Origin of the sequence: Acetobacter papayae (assembly GCF_047721125.1) — a bacterium.
GTDB classification, from domain to species: Bacteria; Pseudomonadota; Alphaproteobacteria; order Acetobacterales; family Acetobacteraceae; genus Acetobacter; species Acetobacter papayae.
This window is the reverse complement of the sequence record NZ_JBDNWF010000002.1, coordinates 52,097-75,315: the sequence shown is the minus strand read 5'-3', so window position 1 is coordinate 75,315 and position 23,219 is coordinate 52,097. Positions and strand designations below refer to the sequence as shown.

General features: G+C 58.1%; 19 protein-coding genes. 14 read left to right on the top strand and 5 right to left on the bottom strand.

Annotation, left to right across the window (positions count from 1 at the left end):
* Window positions 1-135 precede the first annotated feature (135 nt).
* Window positions 136-873, bottom strand: coding sequence for a DODA-type extradiol aromatic ring-opening family dioxygenase (locus ABF757_RS01195; protein WP_462897822.1), 738 nt, complete (start codon window positions 871-873; stop codon window positions 136-138).
* Window positions 874-1,291: 418 nt separating this feature from the next.
* Between ABF757_RS01195 and ABF757_RS01190 the strand changes: the two genes are divergently transcribed.
* From ABF757_RS01190 to ABF757_RS01170, 5 genes are all read left to right on the top strand, one after another.
* Complete coding sequence (locus ABF757_RS01190; RefSeq protein WP_051543321.1) at window positions 1,292-1,624, top strand: acyl-CoA thioesterase; 333 nt, start codon at window positions 1,292-1,294, stop codon at window positions 1,622-1,624.
* A gap of 139 nt (window positions 1,625-1,763) precedes the next feature.
* Entirely contained in the window at window positions 1,764-2,663 is a 900-nt protein-coding gene (folD, locus tag ABF757_RS01185) for a bifunctional methylenetetrahydrofolate dehydrogenase/methenyltetrahydrofolate cyclohydrolase FolD (RefSeq protein WP_415480581.1), read from the top strand.
* 90 nt (window positions 2,664-2,753) lie between these two features.
* Complete coding sequence (locus ABF757_RS01180; RefSeq protein WP_415480580.1) at window positions 2,754-3,371, top strand: HAD family hydrolase; 618 nt, start codon at window positions 2,754-2,756, stop codon at window positions 3,369-3,371.
* Between the two features lie 115 nt (window positions 3,372-3,486).
* Window positions 3,487-5,934 carry a GcvT family protein gene (locus tag ABF757_RS01175; protein ID WP_415480579.1) on the top strand — a complete coding sequence of 816 codons (2,448 nt, stop codon included), beginning with the start codon at window positions 3,487-3,489 and terminating at the stop codon, window positions 5,932-5,934.
* A gap of 70 nt (window positions 5,935-6,004) precedes the next feature.
* Window positions 6,005-6,883 (top strand): phosphotransferase, encoded by an 879-nt coding sequence (locus ABF757_RS01170; RefSeq protein ID WP_415480578.1) that lies wholly within the window; start codon window positions 6,005-6,007, stop codon window positions 6,881-6,883.
* 12 nt (window positions 6,884-6,895) lie between these two features.
* Here the strand turns inward: ABF757_RS01170 and ABF757_RS01165 are convergent, their stop codons facing one another.
* Window positions 6,896-7,930, bottom strand: a complete 1,035-nt coding sequence (locus ABF757_RS01165; RefSeq protein ID WP_415480576.1) for an alcohol dehydrogenase catalytic domain-containing protein — start codon at window positions 7,928-7,930, stop codon at window positions 6,896-6,898.
* Between the two features lie 231 nt (window positions 7,931-8,161).
* Between ABF757_RS01165 and ABF757_RS01160 the strand changes: the two genes are divergently transcribed.
* The 3 genes from ABF757_RS01160 to ABF757_RS01150 are packed head-to-tail and all read left to right on the top strand — an operon-like array spanning window position 8,162 to window position 14,096.
* Window positions 8,162-11,353 carry an efflux RND transporter permease subunit gene (locus ABF757_RS01160; RefSeq protein WP_415480575.1) on the top strand — a complete coding sequence of 1,064 codons (3,192 nt, stop codon included), beginning with the start codon at window positions 8,162-8,164 and terminating at the stop codon, window positions 11,351-11,353.
* Window positions 11,353-12,558 (top strand): efflux RND transporter periplasmic adaptor subunit, encoded by a 1,206-nt coding sequence (locus ABF757_RS01155; protein ID WP_415480574.1) that lies wholly within the window; start codon window positions 11,353-11,355, stop codon window positions 12,556-12,558. The genes ABF757_RS01160 and ABF757_RS01155 overlap by 1 nt, the downstream gene beginning before the upstream one ends.
* The gene (locus tag ABF757_RS01150) at window positions 12,555-14,096 is read left to right on the top strand and encodes an efflux transporter outer membrane subunit (RefSeq protein WP_025859995.1); all 1,542 of its coding nucleotides are present in this window, start codon (window positions 12,555-12,557) and stop codon (window positions 14,094-14,096) included. Before ABF757_RS01155 ends, ABF757_RS01150 begins: the two co-directional genes overlap by 4 nt.
* Before the next feature lie 21 nt (window positions 14,097-14,117).
* Here ABF757_RS01150 and ABF757_RS01145 read toward each other — a convergent pair whose 3' ends face one another.
* The 3 genes from ABF757_RS01145 to dctA form a co-directional block, all read right to left on the bottom strand.
* A complete protein-coding gene (locus tag ABF757_RS01145; protein ID WP_415480573.1) occupies window positions 14,118-15,326 on the bottom strand; it encodes an MFS transporter in 1,209 nt (402 codons plus the stop codon).
* 134 nt (window positions 15,327-15,460) lie between these two features.
* Window positions 15,461-17,080: a carbohydrate porin gene (locus tag ABF757_RS01140; protein WP_415480572.1), complete on the bottom strand. Its 1,620-nt coding sequence runs from the start codon at window positions 17,078-17,080 to the stop codon at window positions 15,461-15,463.
* Between the two features lie 276 nt (window positions 17,081-17,356).
* Window positions 17,357-18,658, bottom strand: coding sequence for a C4-dicarboxylate transporter DctA (gene dctA / locus ABF757_RS01135; protein ID WP_415480571.1), 1,302 nt, complete (start codon window positions 18,656-18,658; stop codon window positions 17,357-17,359).
* 260 nt (window positions 18,659-18,918) lie between these two features.
* Here dctA and ABF757_RS01130 point away from each other — a divergent pair, with 260 nt between their 5' ends.
* The 6 genes from ABF757_RS01130 to ABF757_RS01105 all read left to right on the top strand — a co-directional run.
* Complete coding sequence (locus tag ABF757_RS01130; RefSeq protein WP_415480570.1) at window positions 18,919-19,740, top strand: urease accessory protein UreD; 822 nt, start codon at window positions 18,919-18,921, stop codon at window positions 19,738-19,740.
* A 36-nt stretch (window positions 19,741-19,776) separates the two neighbouring features.
* The gene (locus ABF757_RS01125; RefSeq protein ID WP_415480569.1) at window positions 19,777-20,079 is read left to right on the top strand and encodes an urease subunit gamma; all 303 of its coding nucleotides are present in this window, start codon (window positions 19,777-19,779) and stop codon (window positions 20,077-20,079) included.
* Window positions 20,063-20,407 (top strand): urease subunit beta, encoded by a 345-nt coding sequence (locus ABF757_RS01120; RefSeq protein ID WP_035370385.1) that lies wholly within the window; start codon window positions 20,063-20,065, stop codon window positions 20,405-20,407. The genes ABF757_RS01125 and ABF757_RS01120 overlap by 17 nt, the downstream gene beginning before the upstream one ends.
* A complete protein-coding gene (ureC, locus tag ABF757_RS01115; protein WP_415480568.1) occupies window positions 20,404-22,110 on the top strand; it encodes an urease subunit alpha in 1,707 nt (568 codons plus the stop codon). The genes ABF757_RS01120 and ureC overlap by 4 nt, the downstream gene beginning before the upstream one ends.
* Complete coding sequence (locus tag ABF757_RS01110) at window positions 22,110-22,565, top strand: urease accessory protein UreE (protein WP_415480567.1); 456 nt, start codon at window positions 22,110-22,112, stop codon at window positions 22,563-22,565. The genes ureC and ABF757_RS01110 overlap by 1 nt, the downstream gene beginning before the upstream one ends.
* On the top strand, window positions 22,534-23,219 hold a 686-nt coding region (locus tag ABF757_RS01105; protein ID WP_415480566.1), incomplete at its 3' end, for an urease accessory protein UreF. The genes ABF757_RS01110 and ABF757_RS01105, both read left to right, overlap by 32 nt.

Sequence of the window (23,219 nt, the reverse complement as noted above, 5' to 3'; positions counted from 1 at the left end):
AGGCACGAGATCGCCTGACGAATGTATCAGCAAATAGTTTCTAGCATGGAATATCCATGCCAGACAATGAAAGCGCACTAACCCAAGGCAGCAAGCGCCAAATCAGACAGATGGCGCTGATACCAGAGGCCGAACCTATCCGAAGCGGAAGCCTGAAAGCGCCTTGCCCATGACAGTATCGCTGTAGGTGCGGGTGCCCACATCATTGCCAGCGGCACCCGCCGCAAACATAAGAGGCAGAAGATGCTCCTCGCGCGGGTGGCAGATGCGCGCCCCGGGAGCATTCTCCCACGCCAGCAGGCGCTGGTTACGTTCTTGAGGCGAGGCTTCGAGCGTGTCGCGCAGCCATGTATCGAACTGCACGGATGTCTCATCCGTTTTGGGGCTACCACTCATGAAGTGCCGCAGGTTATGGTAGCTCATGCCCGTGCCGATAATCAGGATATTTTCATCACGCAGGGGCTCAAGCGCCTGACCAACGCGCATTTCCTGTGCGGCATCCAGTTGCGCACTCATGGAGAGCTCAACAACGGGAATATCGGCATCAGGGAACGCGAGCAAAAACGGGATAAAAACCCCATGGTCGAAGCCACGCTTGGCATCATCCTGACAGGCAAGCCCGTTCTGCTGGAGGAGAGCCTGCACATGGGCCGCCAGTGTGGGTGAACCGGGGGCAGGGTATTGCAACGCGTAAGTATGTTCGGGAAAGCCGTAATAATCATAGATCAGGGGAGGGTGTTCGCCCGTTGTGACTGTCGGCACGGCGGTCTCCCAATGGCCGGACATGACCACAATACCCGAAGGCTTTCTGGGCAGGGTTATGGCCAGCCCTTGCAGATGGGCGGCCAGATTTTCCCACCCCGGCCAGTCCATGAAAAAGCACGGTCCACCACCATGCGGCAGGAAAAGCACGGGCTGACGTGTGGAGGCTGCTGTTTGCACGATATTCGGCCTTTTTCTGGATGTAATCCGCAGCAAGGAGCCTTGCTCCTGTGAACAGATCACGTTTTCTGATGTGTTAAGGCATATATATCACGGGAATTGCGTTTTATTCCTGCCGGGTTGGATGGAATAACCTTCCATTCATCGCTCTTGAACGCATGGGCGTATGATCAACCCTGTGTGAAAAAAGGCCGGGCAGGGCTCATCTGTGCATTAAGCGCGTTACGGATAAGGGGAAAATGTGCAATTTTCCTTATGCTGTTATATCATGACCGGAGCCATTTCAGTGGAAAATGCGGAACAGAGTAATTGGATTCACGATGCTAATCTGGCCGTGCGCGTGGTGGCCATGCGGCGTGACACCAATGCCGCAGGCGATGTGTTTGGCGGGTGGGTTGCCTCGCATATGGATCTGGCGGCCAGCACGGCAGCGGAAGACCGGGCTGGGTGCAAATGCGCCACGGTAGCGGTCGATGGTCTGGTTTTTCATCGTCCCATGGCGGTGGGAGATGAACTGAATGTCTACACACGTATCCTGCGAGTAGGCCGTACATCCATGACAATCGAGGTTGAAGCCATCCGCAGGGTGCGGCGCACAGCAATCCGGCAGAAAGTGACTCAGGCGCGGTTCACGTTTGTGGCCCTCGATCAGGATGGCCGCCCCTGCATGGTCGATCGATAAGCCGTATTTTTTCCCGCTGGACAATCAGCCACACAAAAGCACAGACAGGTCAGCACAACCCTGCTGCCTGTTGTTTCATGCGCGAAAGCAGCCGGCAGGGTAGAGCCGTATGAAACGCAGTGGGGCAGGTGTGACAGATATGAACAAAGTGCGGGCGGATATTATCGATGGCAAGGCGTTTGCTGCAACCCTGAGGCAGAAAGTAGCCACGCAGGTTACGCGGCTGAAGGCCGAATATGGCATTGTGCCGGGGCTGGCGGTTGTCATGGTGGGAGAGGACCCCGCCTCTACGGTCTATGTGCGCAACAAGGAGCGCATGACGGCCGAAGTGGGCATGAATGGGCACGCTTTTCGGTTGCCCGCCGATGCCTCGGAGACTGAACTGCTGAACCTGATCGGGCGGCTGAATGCCGATACCGCCATTCATGGCATTCTGGTGCAGTTGCCTCTGCCCGCGCATATGGATGCACGCAAGGTTATCAATACCATCACCCCCGAAAAAGATGTCGATGGCTTTCATGTAGTCAATGCCGGGCTGCTCGCTACCGGGCAGGAGGCCATGGTGCCCTGCACACCCCTTGGCTGCCTCATGCTGCTACGCGACAGGCTGGGCAGTCTGGCTGGTTACAAGGCTTTGGTCGTGGGGGCATCCAATATTGTGGGCAAACCCATGGCGCAGCTTCTTCTGGCTGAAAAATGCACGGTCAGTATCGCGCATTCGAGAACACGGGACCTGGAGGCGGAAGTCAGACAGGCCGAAATTCTGGTCGTGGCCGCAGGGCGTGCCGAGCTCATTCCGGGTAAATGGATCAGGCCGGGTGCCGTTGTTATCGATGTCGGGATCAATCGTATCGAACGTGACGGCAAGGCGGTTCTGGTAGGCGATGTGGCCTTTGAGGGCGCTGCCAAAGTGGCCGGAGCTATCACGCCCGTACCCGGCGGTGTTGGCCCCATGACCATAGCCTGCCTGCTGGCCAATACCCTGACCGCCTGCTGCCGCGCGATAGGCGCGTCCGAGCCCGCGGAACTCGTTGCCTGAAACAAAAAAAACACCTGCACGCGCCGTAAGCGCGCCACCCTGCTGGGGTGGGCATGGCCGGGCGGGCAGGTCTGTACGGTGGAGACAGACATGATCTGTTTTGATTTTGATGGCGTTATTTCAGACTCTCTGCACATGTGGGGCGGCGTTCTGAACAAGACCGCAGCACGGTTCGGGATCGACCTGCCGGACGATGTACGCCCCTTCCAGCGCCTGCGGCCCCTTACCTTTGAAACACTGGGTAAGGCACTCGGGGTCGATCCAGTAGCGTTTAGTGACGCCATGGCCGCAGAAGCCGCCAGCAATGCTGCCATACCACCACTGGTCCAAGGCATGCGCGGTGTTCTGGACAGTCTGGCAGGGCAGGAGCCTCTTGTTATCGTCAGTTCAAGCCGCCGGGCAGTTATTGAGCGCTTTTTGGTGGAACATGATCTGAGCCACGCCTTTAGCGATGTAATCGGGAGTGATGTCTACCCCACCAAAGTCGAGGTTCTGCGCACATTGTTGCCCGCAGGAGCCAGAATCATGGTGGGAGACGCCGCCAGTGACATGGAAGCCGCACGCGCAGTCGGCATAGAGGCCATAGGCGTCCTGTGGGGCTGGCAGGACGCAGACATGCTGGTTGATGCACACCAACTGGTACAAACTCCGGCAGATTTGCTGGGTGTGCTGAGAGCAAGTGAAGGACTTTCACTGCATACCCACTGAAAACAACATATTATGTGGTTTTAATGTTGACTTGGATGGGAAAAGCCGCACACTGAACCCCTGAGACGAAAAGCACAGTCCGGGAAAGTCTTTCCGGCCGCACGGAGCAAGGTTCATGTCGGAGTTTCCCACACAAGCGCGTGTTGTCATTATTGGCGGGGGCATCATGGGAGCCTCGACCGCGTATCATCTGGCCAAGCTGGGCTGGAAGGATACGATCGTCATTGAACGACATAAGCTGACATCGGGCACCACATTCCATGCGGCGGGGCTGGTGGGGCAGTTGCGCTCCAATGCGAATATCACCCAGTTACTGGGTGAATCCGTCAAGCTGTACAAAACCCTTGAACAGGAAACCGGTCTGGCCACGGGCTGGAAAATGAATGGGGGTCTCAGGCTAGCCTGCAACGAGGAACGCTGGACCGAGGTGCGGCGGCAGGCCACCACGGCCCGCTCCTTCGGGCTGGAAATGCACCTGCTGACACCCAGAGAAGCCCTCGACCTGTGGCCGCTTATGGATATTTCGGACCTTGTCGGCGCGGCCTTCCTGCCGACTGATGGACAGGCCAACCCGTCCGATATTACCGCCTCGCTCGCCAAGGGTGCGCGCATGCACGGTGCGCGGATTTTTGAGGATACCGATGTCACGGGTTTCAAGGTTGAAAACGGCCGCGTGACAGAAGTGCAGACCAGCCGCGGCACAGTGCAGTGCGAGATTGTCGTGAACTGTGCAGGACAATGGGCGCGTGAACTGGGGGCCAAGGTTGGTGTGAATGTGCCGCTGGTCTCGGTCGAGCACCAGTACATGATTACCGAACAGATTGCAGGCGTTACCTCCAGCCTGCCCACCCTGCGCGACCCTGACCGCCTGACATATTATAAGGAAGAAGTAGGCGGGCTGGTCATGGGCGGGTATGAGCCTAACCCCATAGCCTGGGCTGCGGATGGTTTTCCCGACAAGTTCAATTTCCAGCTTCTGGGTTCGAATTTCGATCATTTCGAGCAGTTGACAGAGCTGGCTCTGGGCCGCGTGCCTGCACTAGCTACTGCCGGAGTGAAAGAATTGATCAACGGGCCAGAAAGCTTTACGCCCGATGGCAACTTCATTCTCGGGCTGGCACCGGAACTGGACAATTATTATCTGGGTTGCGGCTTTAACGCCTTTGGCATTGCAGCCGGGGGCGGTGCAGGCAAGGTTCTGGCTGAATGGATCGTGGGGGGAGAGCCCCCTTATGATCTGTCCCCGGTGGATATTCTGCGCTTCGGACGCAATCATCAGGATGTCAACTGGGTGCGCAGCCGCACGCTGGAAGCCTATGCTAAACACTACACGATTGCATGGCCCAGCGAGGAATATAAGAGCGGGCGCCCCCTGCGGCGTTCTCCGCTTTATGACCGCCTTAAGGCTCAGGGCGCGGTGTTTGGCGAAAAACTGGGCTGGGAACGTCCAAACTGGTTTGCCGAAGCGGGTGAAGACGCGGCGGATCACTACACCTTCAATCGTCCGAACTGGTTTGGAGCCGTTGCGCGGGAGCATGCCGCTACGCGCGATGCGGTGAGCGTGTTCGACCAGACATCTTTCGCCAAATTCGCGCTGGTCGGGCGGGATGCCGCCGATGCTTTATCCATTATCAGCGCGGCCAATGTGCACAAGCCGGTTGGTAGCCTGATCTATTCATTGATGCTGAACACACATGGCGGCATTGAATCGGACTTTACCGCCGCCCGGATCGCGCAGGATGAGTATTACCTTGTGTGCGGCACAGGGGCTGCAACGCGTGATTTCGACTGGCTCAGGCGGCATATTCCCGATGGTATGGATGCACGCCTGCTCGATGTGTCCTCCATGTATTCCACCCTGTCGCTCATGGGGCCTGAGGCCCGGCATGTGCTGGAAAAACTGACGCGTGATGATGTTTCCAACGCAGCTTTCCCATTTGGCACATGGCGTACACTGCATATAGCAGGCGCTCCAGTGCGTGCATTGCGCGTGACCTATGTTGGAGAGTTGGGCTGGGAGTTGCATATTCCGGTTGAGTTTGCTGCAACTGTTTATGATGCGCTCATGCAGGCGGGGCAGGCTTTTGGCATCCGCAATGCTGGATATCGCGCCATTGAAACCCTGCGACTGGAAAAAGGGTACAGGGCTTTCGGTTCAGATATCGGGCCGGATCATACCCCATATGAAGCCGGGCTGGGCTGGCTGCTCAAGATGAAAAGCGGACTGCCGTTCATCGGGCGTGAGGCGCTGGAAAAACGGCGTGATGCGCCGCTGCGCAAGAAACTGGTCTGCTTTACGGTAGATGACCCATCAGTGGTTCTGCTGGGACGTGAAACCATTTACCGAAATGGTGAGCGCGTAGGCTGGGTTGGCTCGGCCGGGTTCGGGCATACGATCGGCAAGCCCATTGCTTATGGCTATGTCAGACAGCCCGAAGGGGACGTAACGGATGAGTTCGTGTTGTCTGGTGCCTATGAGCTGGATGTCGCAACAACCCGTGTGCCGGCAAAAGCCCATCTGAAACCACTTTACGATGAGCAGCGCACCCGTATTCTGGGGTAAGGGGCAGCAGGCAGAGAAGCGGGCCTGGACGGCCCGCAGTTTCGTATGACAGGATACCGGGGTACGGTTCATGACACACACACTGCATGATCGGCTGAGGGCGCTGCCATGCTGGACGGCCCCGGTTGACCCTCGCCCGCTGGGGGGCGGCATTACAAACAGCAATTTTGTGGTGGAGGATGGCTCCCGCCGCTATGTCGTGCGCGTGGGCCAGGATATCCCGCTGCATAATGTCATGCGCTTTAATGAGCAGGCGGCCTCTTACGCGGCGGCTCTGGCCGGTATTTCACCACCTGTGCGCTATGCGGAAGCAGACCTTCTGGTTATTGATTTCATCGAAGGGAAGACGCTCGATGCGGCTGGGGTGCGTGCGCGCCTTCCGGCTGTGGTGGAACTTGTGCGGCGCATGCATACGGGCCTGCGCGAACATCTTGCAGGGCCAGCCCTGAGTTTCTGGATTTTTCATGTGCTGCGTAACTATCTGAGGGTGTTACGTCAGAAAGGCGCGCGACCGATTACACAGCTTGAGCGGCTGGAACGAATAACGCAGGAACTGGAGCAGGGTCTGGGACCGACGGAAACGCTTTTTGCCCATAATGACCTGCTGCCCGCGAACTTTCTCGATGATGGCGAGCGGTTATGGCTGATTGACTGGGACTATGGCGGCTTTAATGCTCCACTGTTCGACCTAGGCAATCTGGCTTCGAACAATGCTTTCGACCCAGAACAGCGCGAGACCATGCTGACACTTTATTATGGTCACCCGCCAGATGGGGCCCTGCGCTACCGTTTGCAGGTCATGGCCGTTGCTTCTCTGCTGCGCGAAGGCCTGTGGAGCATGGTTTCAGAAACGGAATCCACAATCGATTTTGATTACCGGGACTACACCCGCATGAACATGAGCGTGTTTGAGCAGGAGTTGCAGACACTCATAAGCATGCGGGGCTGAAAACTATTGCCCTTAGGGGGTCAGAACAACACGGCCGGGCAGGCCACCCTTGCGGGTTTGCGCAAGGGCGGTTTCAAATGCCTCCAGCGGCAGGGTCTGGGCAACAGGCACACGCAGGATGCCCCGCGCCAGCAGGTCTATGGCTTCGTGCAGGTCCGACAGCGTCGCGCCGACAGAGCCGATAAACGAGACTTCCCGCACAATCAGGTCAATCGGGTGAGTCTGGAACGTGTCCTGCGTATAACCGATCAACACCAGCCGCCCCCGGCGGCGCAGCATGTCCATACCTGAACGGATGCTGGCGGCCGTGCCAACCAGTTCAAAAACGACATCAGCCCCTTCACCTGTGATTTCCCTGACACGAGCGGCAATATCAGGCTCATGCGTGGCATCTATGGTGTGCTCGGCCCCGTTTTCATGAGCGAGGGTTTCCCGCGCTCCGCCACGGCCAATGGCAATTACCCGCGCTCCGGCATTTTTGGCATATTGCAGCAGGGCCAGCCCTACGCCACCCATGCCGTAAACCACTACCCACTCTCCGGGCCTGATAGTAGCCAAACGCCCCGCATGCACGGCTGTTGAACCCGCACAGCCCATGATAGCAGCTTCGGCTGTGGAAACATGATCGGGCAGGGGAACGCAGTTGCGCACCGGCACGCACACATATTCCGCAAAACCACCATCCGCGTTGAAACCGGGCTGCGCACGTGGTGTGGGGCAGAGGTGCTCGTCTCCTTTCAGGCAGTAGCCGCAGTGGCCACATCCTTCGTAATAATAAACAGCGGCCCGCAGTCCCAGCCATGAATCCGCCACACCTGCACCGCACTGGGTAATGGTGCCTGCAATTTCATGGCCCACGGCAAAGTTTCGCCCACCCAAATCAAGCAGCCCATCAAGGATGTGCAGGTCCGTCCGGCAGACACCACAGGCATTGATCCGCACCAGAACCTCGCCCTGAGCGGGTGAGGGAATGGATACTGCACGCAGGGCAAAAGGCTTGCCAGGTTCTATGAGTTGCACCGAACGCATGGTGGTCGATTCTGTCATGATATGGTTCCTGCGTTCTGGTATCGAAATGGTTTGTGCGGGGCATGATAGGGAAAGCGGAAAGACCCGGCAACCGCTGAAAAACGGCACGGAATGCCACTTTTTGAGGGTTACCCAGAGCGATATTAATTTGTTTTTTATATCAATAAAATTTTTTGTAACAGATTTTTGAATAAAAAATTTCTAACTTCAGGCCGATCCCGACCACAATCCATCGAGAACTGGGAAGGCATGAATGCAATCGTCATAACCGCATTGAAACGGCCCTACACCTTTGTGGTCCTTTCAATGCTCATTCTCGCGTTTGGCGTGCTATCTGTTATGCGCGCGCCAACCGATGTGTTTCCCAATATCAAGCTGCCCGTGGTGTCCGTTGTGTGGACATACGGCGGCATGCTGCCAGAGGAATTCGCAGGACGCATAACCTACAACTACGAACTGGCCGTGACCTCCACTGTGGAGGGCATCGAGCATATGGAAAGCAGCTCGTATTACGGCCGCAGCATCGTCAATATCTACTTCCAGCCCGGAACGGATATCGGTGAAGCTGAAGCCGAAGTTACGGCTATTTCCCAGACCGTTATCAAGCAGTTGCCTGATAACATTCCAGCGCCCATGGTCATGCGTCTGGATGCGTCCTCGGTGCCGGTTCTGGCGCTGCAGGTAACGTCTGACAAGCAGACCCCGTCAGATCTGTTCAAGATCGCGATGACGCGCATCCGCCCCATTCTCGTGACCGTGCCGGGTTCTGTTCTGCCGCAGGCTTACGGCGGTATGGACAGCTTCATCATGGTTGCTCTCAACCAGAAGCAGCTTCAGGCGCATCATCTCTCCGCCATGGACGTGCAGAACGCCCTGCGTACGCAGAACATCGTGCTGCCCGCAGGCGATCAGAAAATCAACCGCACGGACTGGATGGTGCAGACCAACGCTACCCCACGCTCCATGCAGGAACTGGGCGATATTCCCGTCAAGCGCGTGGGTAACTCCGTTATTTATGTGCATGACGTAGCCAACGTGTACCGTGGCGGACACCCGCAGACCAACCTTGTGCTGGTTCAAGGCAAGCAGGGCGTCATGATCGTCGTCATGAAAAGTGGCGAGGCCTCGACCCTTGATGTCGTGTCCAGAACCAAGGAACTGCTACCTCGTGTCCGGCAGCTTGTACCGCCGGATGTCCATATTTCGGTGCTGAGCGATGCCTCGGTATTCGTTAAGGACGCCATCAAGGATGTGGTGCGCGAAATGCTGACAGCCGCAGTGCTGACAGGTCTTGTCGTGCTGCTGTTCCTCGGCTCCTGGCGCTCCACCATCATTATTGCCACGTCTATTCCGCTGTGCATTCTGGCAGCCATCATCTGCCTGTTGTGGGCGGGGCAGACCATCAACGTCATGACACTGGGTGGCTTGGCGCTGGCAGTTGGTATTCTGGTGGATGACGCAACCGTCATGATCGAGAATATCGATACCCATCTTGAAATGGGCAAGGATCTGGAAACCGCCATTATCGATGCGGCCAACCAGATCGTTATTCCCACACTGGTTTCCACCCTGTGCATCTGCATTGTGTGGACACCGCTGTTCCGCCTGAGCGGTGTGGCGGGCTGGCTGTTCATGCCTATGGCCGAAGCGATTGTTTTCGCCATGCTGGCATCGTTCATCCTCTCTCGCACACTCGTGCCTACCATGGCCAAATATCTGCTCGCAGGGCAGGTGCATCCCGGCCTGCATGGTGATGAACATGAAGCCCTGCCCAAAGGGTTCTTCGGGCGGTTCCAAAACAAGTTCGAGCATGCCTTCCACGCTTTCAAGCTCCGCTATGGGCGGGTACTGGAACGCGCGGTTAACAAACGCCGCAAGTTTGTCGCGGTGTTTCTGGGGCTGTCCGTGCTCTCTCTCGCCCTGTTCGCAGTGGTGGGGCAGGACTTCTTCCCCGAGGTCAAATCAGGTGCGCTACAGATGCATATGCGTGCCCCTCTGGGTACCCGTATTGAAACTACGGGCCGGATCGTCAGTCTGGTTGACAACCGTATTGAGGCTCTTTTGCCGGGCAAGGTAGAAGGGATCATCAACAATTGCGGTCTGCCTGAAGGTCCACATAACCAGGCGTTCATTCCCACGCCTACAATTGGCACGCAGGATTGCGACCTGAGCATTACCCTCAAGGACGAGGCTTCTCCCGTATGGGATTACCGCGCCCTGCTTCGGCGCAAGCTTTCGGCCAGCTTCCCCGGCACGGTCTTTACCTTCCAGCCCGCGGATCTGACCGAGAAAATCCTCAACTTCGGTTCACCTGCACCGGTTGATATCCAGATCTCCGGGCCTGATATTCGCGATAACTATCGCTATGCCCGCCTGCTGGTTAATCGCCTGCGCAGCATACATGGTGCCGTGGATACCGTTATCCAGCAGACCATGAACACACCAACACTGTTCGTGCAGGGCAACCGCACATTCAGTCAGGCCACGGGCATGACGGAAGGTGATATTGCCAACAACGAACTGATGACCCTTTCGGGCAGTCAGACAGTGGACCCGCAATACTGGCTTGACCCCAAGACCGGCATTACGTTCCCGCTGAATGTCTATGTCTCCCAGGATCAGCTCACACACTACAACAACCTGCTGACCATCCCTGTAGACAAGGGAGATGGCGATCCCAACGGCAAAGACATGCAGCTTCTGGGTAGCATCAGCACGATCAAAGCTATCGGTACACCGGGTCAGGTGTCTCACTACAACTCCATGCCCGATATCGATATCTACGTTTCCACCGAGTTTACCGATCTCGGGTCTGTTCTGGCTCAGGTCAAACGTGAGATTGCGGCATCAAAAGGCGATCTGCCGCGTGGTGTTGCGGTGGATATCCGTGGTCAGGCCACAACCATGCACAGCGCTTATGTGGAGCTGATTGCAGGGCTCGTGGTTTCGGTAGTGCTGATCTACATGCTGATTGTGATCAACTTCCAGTCCTGGATTGATCCTTTCATCATCATCTCCGCACTGCCGGGTGCTCTGGCCGGTATTGCATGGAGCCTGTTCCTGACCCAGACACGCCTTTCCGTGCCTGCGTTGACGGGGGCTATCATGTGCATGGGAACGGCTACGGCCAATTCCATTCTGGTGGTGTCCTTCGCCAAGGAACGCTTTGCCATGCACCGCAGTGCCGTGGCGGCTGCGGTCGAGGCAGGGATAGGCCGTATCCGTCCGGTTATCATGACGGCTTCGGCCATGATTATCGGCATGGTGCCCATGGCCATAAGCAATTCGCAAAATGCGCCACTGGGTAAGGCGGTTATTGGCGGGCTGATCGTGGCCACCATTTCCACCCTACTTTTTGTCCCCTGTGTTTATGTAATTTTCCATCATCGTCCGGAAAAGCCATCCAGCACGGATACGGCCCACCGGCAGGAGGCTGTCTGATGTCTGTTTCCCGCAAAGGCAGAATCTTCATCATTCTTCTTGTGGTTGTCATAGTGGCGGATATTACGCACCTGCTGCTCCAGCGCGCCAGCAATGGCGTTCGCATTCAGCAGGATGCGGCTTATAGCCGGGTGCCGGATGTGGCTCTGGTGCAGCCCAAGCCGGCACCGCCAACCATGTCCATGACCCTGCCGGGTACAATCAGCGCATGGTACGAGGCGCCCATTTATGCGCAGGTCTCGGGCTACGTGAAAATGTGGTACCAGGATTACGGTGCGGTCGTGAAAAAAGGCGATCTTCTGGCCGAGATCAATACGCCCAGACTGGATGCCGAATACGCTCAGGCCCAGGCGGATCTCAAGGTTGCGCAGGCCAAATACGGCCTCGCTTCCATAACCGCCACACGCTGGCGGTCCATGGGGCAGTCACAGGCGGTGTCTGGCCAGTCTGTCTCGGTGCAGAATGCCAACGAGCAGTCAGCCAAGGCAGAGCTTGAAGCAGCCGAGCACAAGGTCGCCCAGTATCAGGCCATGATCCACTTCAAGAGCATTGAAGCACCGTTTGATGGGGTGGTGATCGCGCGTAACATCAACGTGGGTGACTATGTTGGGGCCGGTAGCGGCAACATGAACGCGAATGGCACGGCCAGCGAACTGTTTACCGTGGCCGATACCCACGCCATGCGACTGTTCGTGTCTGTGCCGGAAACATTCTCTTCCATCCTGCGGCCGGGGCTGGTGGCCAAGGTGACTGTGCCGCAGTTTCCCAACAAGGTGTTCGAAGCCAAGTTCCTGACCATCGCCAAGGGGTTTGATCCCAACACGCGCACGGTTATCACGGAATTTTCGATCGACAATGCGGAGCAGAAACTGTGGCCGGGCAGCTTTGCCTCCGTCACACTCACGGCTCCGGCTGATAAGGGGGTCTATACTATCCCCACCGGCGCTCTGGTGTTTCAGGAACACGGCATGCAGGTGGCGACCGTCGATGCCAACGAAACCACCCACTACCACAACATAACCGTAGGCCGCATGTCTGATGCGTATACGGAGGTCAGTGCTGGGCTTTCTCCCGATGACCGGATCATCAACAACCCGCCAGCCGACCTGATGGAAGGCGGCAAGGTCAGGCCGGTTGATCCGGAAAAAGGCTATCTCAGCACAGCGTCAGCCGCTGCGGCGGCAGGGGAGGAGGATGACGAATGAAACAGACCCTCTCGCGTTTTGGCACCGTGCGTGCGCGCCGCCTGACGGCGCGGGCAGGCCTGCTGCTTTCCCTGACTGTGCTAAGTGCCTGCGATCTGGCACCGCATTATGATCCGCCCCATTATGTGGTGCCGGCATCATGGCACGGGCAGGGACCATTCAAGGATGCGGTGCCTAGCACCGTAGCCCTGAAGCCTGACTGGTGGACGCTGTTTGCCGACACCACGCTGAACGGGCTGGAGCAGGAAGCGCTTGCAAACAATGCTGACCTTCAGGCAGCAGCTGAGCGCTTTTCGCAGTCGCGCGCCATTGTCATGGAGGCGCGCTCCGATCTGCTGCCGCATCTGGGCATGGCGTTTGGCGCGAGCGACAACAAAAGCTCGGCGGATCGCCTGTTCCGCTACAAAGGCCCTATAACGGCCACGGATGAGTCCTATTCCGGTCTGGCAAGCTGGGAGCCGGATATCTGGTCGGCTATCCGCAACAAGGTGCGGGTGCAGAAATACTTTGCACAGGAACAGGCGGCTGAATATGCCGCCGCACGGCTCAGCCTACAGGCGGAACTGGCGACAGATTACTTTACCCTGCGCGGGCTGGATGCTGAGCGCGCAATCTATACCCAGTCCATTGCATATTATCAGCAGGCTCTGCACGTAACGCAGACCCGGCTTGATAATCAGGATGCAACGGGTATCGATGTCGCGCGTGCGCAAAACCAGCTTTATATGACACAAGCACACCTGCTCGATGTTCAGGCCCAGCGTGAGGTGCTGGAGCACGGCATTGCCGTGCTGGTGAATGAACAGCCCTCCACCTTCCATATCGCACCAGTCGATACCCTGACGAATGTGGAACCGATCGTGCCCACCGGCCTGCCGTCTGACCTGCTGGAACGCAGGCCTGATATTGCCGCCTCGGAACGGAGCATGGCGGAAGCCAACCGGGCTATCGGCATTGCCCGGGCAGCGTTCTACCCGCATGTGTTTTTCAGCGCCAATGGCGGGTTTGATTCCAATGGCTTCAACCTTGCCAATCTGGCTAACAGCATGTGGACTTACGGGGCATCGGTTTCCATGCCCGTATTCGAAGGCGGGCTGCGTCGCGCGCAGTTGCAGCACTCGTGGTCTGTCTATCGCGAAACGCTGGATCACTACCGCATGACGGTTCTCACCGCGTTCGGGGATGTGGAAAACGGCCTGTCGCTGACAAACCGCCTGCGGGCGGAAACGGAGCGTCTGGGGCAGGCGGTGCAAACGGCTGAGAAGGCGCAGACCCTGACAATGACCCTGTATAAAGGCGGTGCTGACAGCTATCTGGATGCACTGATCGCGCAGGTGAATACGCTTGATGCACGCATTGACCGTGTGCAGGTGCAGGCCCGCGCCCTGCAAAGCACGGTCGGCCTGATCCGTGCTCTGGGTGGGGGCTGGCGCCAGAGCGATCTGCCTACACCTGACGACACCATGTCATTCGGTGTCATGCAGTATTCAGGCCTGCAAACGCCGGCTGATTCCATGAAGCAGCTTAACAAACAGTAACGGCTGCTTCGGGCTGCGTTTTCATGGACTTTCCCTGGTCTGGCGGGCTTCTTTCAGCGCCAGGGAAAGGCTCAGCCCAAAACCGCCACAGGCGGCTAGCGCTCCGACCAGAAACACTACGTTCTCGCCCATTCTATCAGCCAGCAGGCCTGTCAGGGGGCCGGTGGCGCCATAGGCAAGATCCTGAAAAGCGGCAAAGCCGCCCATGGCCGTACCCCGCATATGCGGAGAAACACGGCGCACGACTTCCATACCCATGGCAGGAAAAATCATGGAGCAGCCAGCGCCTGTCAGCGCTGCTCCCACAAGGGCAAGACCCGGTGCCGTGGCACTCCACAGCAGGAGCTGTCCGCAGGTTTCCACCCCCATGGACAGCACGGCAACGCGCGCTCCCCCGATTTTATCAGGCAGGTGGCCGCACAGTACGCGCACCAGCACAAAAGCACCGCCAAAAAATGTCAGGCCCAAACTGGCATGCGGCCAATGCTGATGCAGAAAAATCAGCGGCATGAAGGCACCGATCGCCGCAAAACCGATACCTTGCAGGAACACGATAAAACCAAGATCACGGATACGGGCAATAACCGATGTCAGCGGCTGGCGCTCACCGGGGTGGAGGGCAACCGGAACAACCGGCACTACCATGGCCAGACCGGCCAGAGGGGCCACAAGACACGCAAGGCCAACCCCCAGATATCCGGCGTGGTCGTAAATGGCCAGTCCAAGCGGGCTACCAGCGGCCAGCGAGCCATACATGCCCATACCCACCACGGACAAAACCCGCCCGGAGCGATGGTGCCCCATCAACCCGATGCTCCACGCCAGCAGCCCAACCACTGTCAGGCTTTCGCCCAAGCCCAGTACAAGGCGGCCCAGAATCAGCACGAGAAAACCCGGTACGGCAGCCTGAATCCACGTAGCCCCAATGCAGATAAGGCTGCTCAGCGCGTACAGTATAAGCCCCAGCACCATGCAGTGCCGTCCACCTTTCTGGTCGGCCAGCCGACCGGCAAAACCCCGTGTCAGGATCGTGGAAGCAAAAGCAACACCCACGGCAAGCCCCGCCATGGCGTTGCCCATATGCAGTTTTGTGGCAACCTGAATGGCCGTTGTTGGCATGGACATGGCCACACACAGGTAAGACAGGAACAATGCCCCCACCAGCCAGTATAATACGCTCATGGGCGTTTGCGGGGTGGAGGCGGTAGCAGGCGGGGTGGTGGGAGACATGAAACGGCTTCCTTTTATCCGCAAAAGCGGCGTGCCTTTACCACAGCCGTATTTCGGACAAAGGCACGCATGCGTATGGTCTCATACAGGTCTGTGTTTATGCGGTATGAAACCAACGCTGTTAAGAGTTGATATTACAGAGCGGCAATCACCTTCAGGCCAGCCAGCACGGCATTGGGAATAACCGAGGTTTCGCCCGGGCGCATCATGTATTCAAATTCTGGTGTCACAACCAGACCGGGGGTTACAGGAATACCGTAATAAGCTTCTAGTATGGCGGAATGGGTCTGTGGGGCGTTGACATAAGCCCCCATGGACATGCCCGCAGCTTCGCGCAACTCCTGCCCATAGGTCAGGCGGGGGCTGAGCTGGTAATAGGAATACATGATCCCCACCCTGTCCCGTGGGCGACCGGGCACCAGCCCCAGCAGCGATGTGCCAAAATAGAACTCATTGGAAAAGGTGGAGTTACTGGGGGTGTTATGGACAAACCCCGCCAGAACATAACCGCCCGCCATCTGGTGTTCCCCATTGGCGCGGTAAACCATTTGGTCCGCCTCAATGTAGAACGTATCGCGTGCCTTTTCTGCATGGCGTGCCACGGACCCGGCGTAAGCCGCCGGTATAACACCAATTAGATCAGGGTAGGGGGAGGTATCATGCCCATAGCCAAGCTTGTAATGGCCGGGGAGCTTCTGGGGCCCGATAAAGGGTTCCCATGTCAGTTCGACGGGGGTTTGTATACCGGTCGCGGTTTCGCTCCCCCACGCCCAGCCGGTATTGTCCTGCACCTTGGGGCCAATACGATAAATGCCTGTGCGGAGCGTCAGGTCGCGCGTCGGGCGAAAACGCAGCGTACCGCCCCATGAGGTTTTGGGGTAAACGCTCCAGCCTGCCGGTTCGCGTATGGCCATGGGGGCCGAGCACATGGTCATGAAAGTGCACAGCAGAACTGATGTCGCATAGGTGTGGGTAATAGCGATACGGCCCACATTGATGTTGATACGGTTGTTGAGGAAGGATTTTTCCAGATACAGGTCCGCAAGTCTCGCTGCCGCCGGACCATGAATGCTCCAGACTTCGGTCAGAAGCACATTGCGCTCTCCCACATGGTCCCAACCGACCTGACGCCCTTCACGGTTCATGACGATACCATGCAGGTACCAGCCTTCGAGCGGATGCCAGTCTGTCAGCCTGCCAAGATCGAACAGCATGCTGGCACGCACCTCGTGGGTATAATCCATACCCTTTGAAATACCGCCGGCGATATTGCCCATGCCTTCGCCCTTATAGGTAAATTCGAAGCTGAACCCCTTGTCGCGCAGGCGCTCACGCCAGGGCTTGAGGGCGGGAACAAGGTTGCCCCCCGCCTGTTCAGACACGAAATACCCCGCACTGACATCCTGCCTGCGCAGCGCATCGGCATTATGGCTGAGCAGGTAGGACAGGCTGACCGTCTGGAACCATGAATCCAGATGTTCTTCGGCAATGGGCCGCTTGGGTTTGGCGTGAGGCCTGACGGTTGCCGGTGCTGCAACCGGGCTGGAGGAAACCGTAGAAGGCCCCGTAATCTGTGAGGAAGCACTGGAGACTGGTTCAGCCGCATGAGCCCTCAAGGGCTCGCCAGACAGGCCAGCCCCCATGAGGGCGGTAAGCGCCAGCGTGTATGAGTTCCTGTTCCAACAGGAAAAACGACGTGAGTAATGGCGCGACCCGTGACAGGCAGCCGCGTGCGGAAGCATTGCTGTTTGCATGACGATAATCCACAAACCGATTGCAGGCCGATACCGCCGCCGCAAGAGCAGGCGTACGGATACAGGCCGCAGAAGCAGCAAATGGCGGGCCGCAGACGAACACACGCAATGCGTGCCGAACCGAGGTCTCGTTACAATGGATGTGGGCGTAGGCCCCGCCGGTTTATCGCTGCGCTATCAGGCGTTCCGGCATAGCGGCCTATAAGCCGCTATGCGGGTCTGTGGGCAGGGCGGGGCAAGGGCTGAATATCTGATCATTGGTTTTTCTTTTTCTTATTATTGTTCAATGATTCCTACCGTGCCCTGTCCATGCAGGGCATCGTGCAGTTTCTTGTCATCCAGCGCGTTTTCCCAGCGCGAGATCACAATTGCGGCGACCGCGTTGCCGATCAGGTTGGTCAGAGACCGGCATTCGGACATAAAGCGGTCGATACCCAGAATAAGCGCCATGCCACCAACAGGCACGCTGGGGACGACGGAAAGCGTTGCGGCCAGAGTAATGAACCCGGCTCCCGTTACCCCGGCAGCGCCCTTGGAACTGACCATGGCGACAAGCAGCAGGGCAATCTGTTCGCTGAAAGACAGGTGAATATCCGTTGCCTGTGCAATGAACAGGGCTGACAGGGTCATGTAGATATTCGTGCCATCAAGGTTGAAGGAGTAGCCCATCGGCACCACAAGCCCTACAATACCTTGGTTGCAGCCCGCCTGTTCAAGCTTGGCGATAAGGCCGGGTAGGGCGGATTCAGACGAACTCGTGCCCAGCACGATCAGCAGTTCTTCCTTGATGAAAACCAGCAGGCGGATAATGCTGAAACCAGCCAGACGCGCGACCAGCCCCAGCACAAGACCGACAAACAGAATGGCGGTGAGGTAAAACGCCAGAACAAGGCCGATCAGGTGCAAAACGGTACCGATACCGAACTTACCGATCGTGAAAGCCATGGCCCCGAAAGCCCCTACCGGGGCGAGATACATGACCAGCCGCACTACGCCAAAAATCATTTCCGTCAGGCTACGGAACAGGTTCAGCACGCTTTCCCCCGCCGTGCCCATACGGGCAAGGCTTATGCCGAACAGAATAGCCACCAGCAACACCTGCAGGATTTCACCCGATGTAAAGGCCCCTGCCGTGGTGGGGGGGATAATCTGGAGCAGAAAATCCGAGAAGCTGTGATGCTCCTGTGCGGCGGCAATAAACTGGCTGACCGAATGCGTATCCAGACTATCAGCCCGAATATGCATCCCCGCACCGGGCCGCACGACATTGGCCACAACCATGCCAATCACAAGTGCGAGTGTTGAAAAAAACAGGAAGTAGAGCATCGCCTTGCCCGCGATCCGGCCGGTCTGCTTCAGGTCGGCCATACCGGCAATGCCGGTGCACACGGTCAGAAAAATAACCGGCGCGATCACCATCTTGATCAGCTTGACGAAGCCATCTCCAAGCGGCTTGAGCGACGCGCCGAAAGACGGAAACAGAACGCCAACAACAACACCGGCAATAACCGCGATGATCACCTGAAGATAAAGAAAACGCTGATGAGACCCGGCGAGGGGCGAAGGGGAAGGAAGCACTCTGCTACTCTTTCTGTTTTTGTTTTTAGCGACGTATGTGCTTCTGGAATTTCCTTGTTATAGCGGAAACCGTGCCCAGAGTTTCGCAAGTTAACCTGTATTTACCCTCTTTGCAAAGAGGCGGACTGCTTTAACCGTTCTGCGCCATACGCAATTCTACGGATACGCGACACTGGGAAAGGGATTGAACCGGCAGGTTTTTTGCGCCATCGTCATAATCACATCATAGCAACAGACAGTGCGGAAACGGGAAAAAACAGGTGAGTAGCCTCCAGCGCGCGCAGGGACGCTTCGGCCTGACCGTCCAGAACAAAGAAGGCCGGACCCGTTGTGCTGATCTGGCGCAGGGGGGATGCTGCCGCCTGCTGTTTCCACGTGTAGCCCGTACGGGGCTGGAAGCCGTCACGGTCAATATTTCGGGCGGCATTGTCGCAGGTGACCGGATCGACGGGCACATACACTGCCGTGCAGGGACCGAACTGGTCGTAACCTCTCAGGCGGCGGAACGGATCTACCGGGCAAGGCCGGGTGAGCAGGCTGCGTGTATCAATGTGTCATGCACAATCGAACCCGATGCCACACTGGAATGGCTGCCCCACGGGACCATTTTTTTCGACCACAGCCACCTTGAACGGCGGATGAACGTTGAAATGGCCGGGTCATCACGGTTTCTCTACCTTGAAAACAGGATTTTTGGCCGCTCTGCCTCTGGCGAAGTGCTCAAACAGCTTAGCCTGCGTGACACCCTATCGATCAGGCGGGAGGGCCGCCCTCTGCTGGAAGACCGTCTGGCAATCGAAGGTGACGATATGGCCACGTTTTTTGGCCGGGCTGCGGTAGCCGCCGGGCAGATGGCAGTGGCGACCCTCGTTTTGGTAGCGCCCGAGGCCGAAGCACAACTGGCGGAGATACGCGCCCTGTGTTGCCAGTATGATGCCGTTGATCTGGCAGCCTCAGCTTGGAACGGTATGCTGGTGGTACGGGGACTGGCAACCAGTAGCTGGCGGCTTGAGCAGGCCTGCCATAGTCTTGTGGCGCATCTGCGCACCGAAAAAGCTGCGCCTGTGACCTGGCGCACATAAATCAATTTCATCAGGGAACAAGGACCGGACAGGACGATGAATCTGCTCCCGCGCGAGAAAGACAAGCTGCTTGTCGCCATGGCCGCCATGGTGGCGCGTCGCAGGCTGGAAAGAGGGGTTCTGCTGAACTACCCCGAGGCCGTGGCGCTGATTACGGATCATGTAGTGGAAGGTGCGCGCGACGGGCGCAGCGTGGCTGATCTGATGGAAAGTGGTGGGCATGTGCTCACGCGCGATCAGGTTATGCGTGGCGTGCCGGAAATGATCCATGATGTTCAGGTGGAAGCAACCTTTCCCGATGGCACAAAGCTGGTGACAGTCCATGACCCGATACGATGATCCGCTGCCCCCCGGTGCCGTGCCGGGAGAATTTCTCGTGGGCGAGGGCGATATCGCCCTCAATGAAGGCCAGCCCCGCATGGTGGTGTCCGTAACCAATACGGGAGACAGGCCCGTGCAGGTGGGGAGCCATTATCATTTTGCGGAGGTCAATCCCGCACTGGTGTTCGATCGCCTGCGCACACGGGGCTGGCGACTGGACGTGCCATCCGGCGGGGCCCTGCGGTTTGAACCGGGGCAGGAGCGTGAGGTGACACTCGTGCCCCTGCGTGGCAAGCGGCGGGTGATCGGGTTCCGTGGGGAAGTCATGGGGAGACTGGGAGCATGACACGTCTTTCACGTTTCGAATACGCAGCCCAGTTTGGCCCCACCGTGGGTGACCGGGTGCGTCTGGCCGATACCGCCCTGCTGGTCGAGGTGGAGAAAGACTACACCATCTACGGCGAGGAAGTACGCTTTGGCGGCGGCAAGACCATCCGTGACGGCATGGGCCAGTCACAGGTCTCGCGGGCCGAAGGAGCGGCTGATACGGTTATCACCAACGCGCTGATTATTGACTACTGGGGCATTGTCAAAGCCGATGTAGCCCTGCGTGACGGGCGCATTGCGGCCATTGGCAAGGCAGGCAATCCAGATATCCAGCCCGGTGTCGATATTATCGTGGGGCCGGGGACAGAAATCATTGCGGGGGAAGGTAAAATCCTGACCGCGGGCGGGGTGGACAGCCATATCCATTTCATCTGTCCCCAGCAGGTTGAAGAGGCTCTGGCCTCGGGTATCACCACCATGGTCGGCGGCGGCACAGGCCCGGCTACGGGCACGGCAGCCACAACCTGCACGCCCGGCCCGTGGCATCTGTCACGCATGATTCAGGCGGCGGAAGATTTCCCCGTCAATCTGGCCTTTGCAGGCAAAGGCAATGCCTCCCGCCCCGAGGCGCTGGAGGAAATGGTGCGGGCCGGGGCGTCATGCCTGAAACTGCATGAAGACTGGGGCTCAACCCCCGCCGCCATCAACTGTTGCCTTGACGTGGCTGACCGTATGGACGTGCAGGTTATGATCCATACCGACACGCTCAATGAAAGCGGCTTTGTGGAAGACACCATAGCCGCGTTTGAAGGCCGCACCATCCACGCCTTCCATACCGAAGGGGCAGGGGGCGGGCACGCGCCCGATATCATCCGTGTGGCGGGGTTGCCCAATGTGCTGCCGTCTTCCACCAACCCGACACGCCCGTATACCCGCAACACGCTCGACGAGCATCTGGACATGCTGATGGTCTGCCACCATCTCGATGCCCGCGTGCCCGAAGATATTGCTTTTGCGGAAAGTCGTATCCGGCGCGAGACCATTGCGGCCGAGGATATTTTTCACGACATGGGTGCCCTGTCGATGATGTCTTCCGACAGTCAGGCCATGGGCCGTGTGGGCGAGGTGCCGCTACGCACATGGCAGACCGCCCACAAGATGAAAGTGCAGCGTGGCGCACTGCCGGGCGATGGAGAGGCGGACAACAACCGCGTCAAGCGCTATATTGCCAAATACACCATCAACCCCGCTATCGCCCATGGTCTGGCGCATGAAGTGGGGTCGGTTGAAGCGGGCAAGCTGGCTGATCTGGTCTTGTGGACCCCGGCCTTTTTTGGTGTCAAACCTGATATGATCATCAAGGGTGGGGCTATTGCCTACGCCATGATGGGAGACCCCAATGCCTCCATTCCCACGCCTCAGCCGGTTTATGGGCGGATGATGTTCGGGGCTTATGGCGGCGCTCGCCTGCACACGAGCCTGACCTTTGTTTCCAAAGCAGCGCTTGAAAACAACATTGCACGCTCTCTGGGGCTGCGCAGGCCGCTGTCGGCCGTGTGCAATACGCGCGGGGGCATTGGCAAGCGCAGTATGATCCACAATAGCGCCACACCACATATCGAAGTGGATTCCGAAACCTATGAAGTTCGGGCCGATGGCGTGCTGCTAACCTGCGAGGCGGCGGACGTTCTACCCATGGCCCAGAGGTATTTCCTGTTCTGATGCGTTATATTGTCGATATTCTGGCTGCGGGAAGCTGGAGCAAGGAAACGGCGGTGGACAGTTTCACCGCTGATTATGAAGGACGGCACCGCAGGCGCGCGAGCCTTGCCCTGCAATCTGGCGAGCGGGTCATGCTGGAACTGGAGCACCCGCGCCTGCTGCGTGAGGGAGATGGCCTGAAGCTGGATGATGGACGCCTGATATGCGTGCATGCCTTGCCAGAGCAATTGATGGAAATCACGGCCCATACGCCGTTGCATCTTCTGCAACTGGCTTGGCATATCGGCAACCGCCATCTGCCCGCAGCCATAGAGGCCGGGCGTATTCTGGTGCGTGAAGACCATGTCATTGCTGAAATGCTCCGTGGATTAGGGGCGCATGTGCACCACATAGAAGCGGCGTTCGACCCCGAAGGTGGGGCCTATGCCCAGCGCCATCATGACCATGGGCACTAAGGCGGCCCCTGATCCGCTTACACAGCCCGAGAGCATGGTAGAAAGCAACGGCAACGGGCAGGATTTCCTGCGCCTGCTTTCGTGGGTTTCTCCGGCGTTTCCAACCGGCGGCTTTGCCTACAGCCATGCGCTGGAATGGGCAGTGGAAACGGGAGACATCACGGCACTCGATAGTCTGGTGGACTGGATCAGCGCTTTGCTGGCTTATGGCAGTTTGCGGGTGGACATGATTTTCGTCCGCCATGCTTGGCTGGCTGGGCAGGATATCCGGCAGTTGGAAGAAATTGCCGCATATGCCTGCGCCTGTGCCTCCTCACGTGAGCGGTATGAGGAAACGGTTTATCAGGGCGAGGCTTTTCTCAAGGCCGCATCAGTATGGGATGACAGCCTTGTGCTGGCGCGTAACCCTGCCACGCGCTGGCCGCTACCTGTTGCACAGGGGGCTGTTTTTCGCCGGGGTGGTGCGCATGCCCAGCAGGCGGTACAGGCCGCAGGACATATGGCGGTTGCGGCTTTGGTCTCTGCCGCTGTCAGGCTTGTGCCGCTTGGCCAGACTGACGGCCGGCGCGCGCCGGCCCCGGGGGTGGGGGCCCTAAAGGTGGCGGGCCGGCCGACGGCCCCATTTGGGGGGGGTGTTGTGGGGGCGGCGGTGTT

Bases quoted from the DNA above. Each gene is read 5' to 3' on its own strand.
- ABF757_RS01195 (WP_462897822.1), bottom strand. From the start codon at position 873: ATGGACTGGCCGGGGTGGGAAAATCTGGCCGCCCATCTGCAAGGGCTG.
- ABF757_RS01190 (WP_051543321.1), top strand. From the start codon at position 1,292: ATGCGGCGTGACACCAATGCCGCAGGCGATGTGTTTGGCGGGTGGGTT.
- folD (WP_415480581.1), top strand. From the start codon at position 1,764: ATGAACAAAGTGCGGGCGGATATTATCGATGGCAAGGCGTTTGCTGCA.
- ABF757_RS01180 (WP_415480580.1), top strand. From the start codon at position 2,754: ATGATCTGTTTTGATTTTGATGGCGTTATTTCAGACTCTCTGCACATG.
- ABF757_RS01175 (WP_415480579.1), top strand. From the start codon at position 3,487: ATGTCGGAGTTTCCCACACAAGCGCGTGTTGTCATTATTGGCGGGGGC.
- ABF757_RS01170 (WP_415480578.1), top strand. From the start codon at position 6,005: ATGACACACACACTGCATGATCGGCTGAGGGCGCTGCCATGCTGGACG.
- ABF757_RS01165 (WP_415480576.1), bottom strand. From the start codon at position 7,930: ATGACAGAATCGACCACCATGCGTTCGGTGCAACTCATAGAACCTGGC.
- ABF757_RS01160 (WP_415480575.1), top strand. From the start codon at position 8,162: ATGAATGCAATCGTCATAACCGCATTGAAACGGCCCTACACCTTTGTG.
- ABF757_RS01155 (WP_415480574.1), top strand. From the start codon at position 11,353: ATGTCTGTTTCCCGCAAAGGCAGAATCTTCATCATTCTTCTTGTGGTT.
- ABF757_RS01150 (WP_025859995.1), top strand. From the start codon at position 12,555: ATGAAACAGACCCTCTCGCGTTTTGGCACCGTGCGTGCGCGCCGCCTG.
- ABF757_RS01145 (WP_415480573.1), bottom strand. From the start codon at position 15,326: ATGTCTCCCACCACCCCGCCTGCTACCGCCTCCACCCCGCAAACGCCC.
- ABF757_RS01140 (WP_415480572.1), bottom strand. From the start codon at position 17,080: ATGCAAACAGCAATGCTTCCGCACGCGGCTGCCTGTCACGGGTCGCGC.
- ABF757_RS01125 (WP_415480569.1), top strand. From the start codon at position 19,777: ATGAATCTGCTCCCGCGCGAGAAAGACAAGCTGCTTGTCGCCATGGCC.
- ABF757_RS01120 (WP_035370385.1), top strand. From the start codon at position 20,063: ATGACCCGATACGATGATCCGCTGCCCCCCGGTGCCGTGCCGGGAGAA.
- ureC (WP_415480568.1), top strand. From the start codon at position 20,404: ATGACACGTCTTTCACGTTTCGAATACGCAGCCCAGTTTGGCCCCACC.
- ABF757_RS01110 (WP_415480567.1), top strand. From the start codon at position 22,110: ATGCGTTATATTGTCGATATTCTGGCTGCGGGAAGCTGGAGCAAGGAA.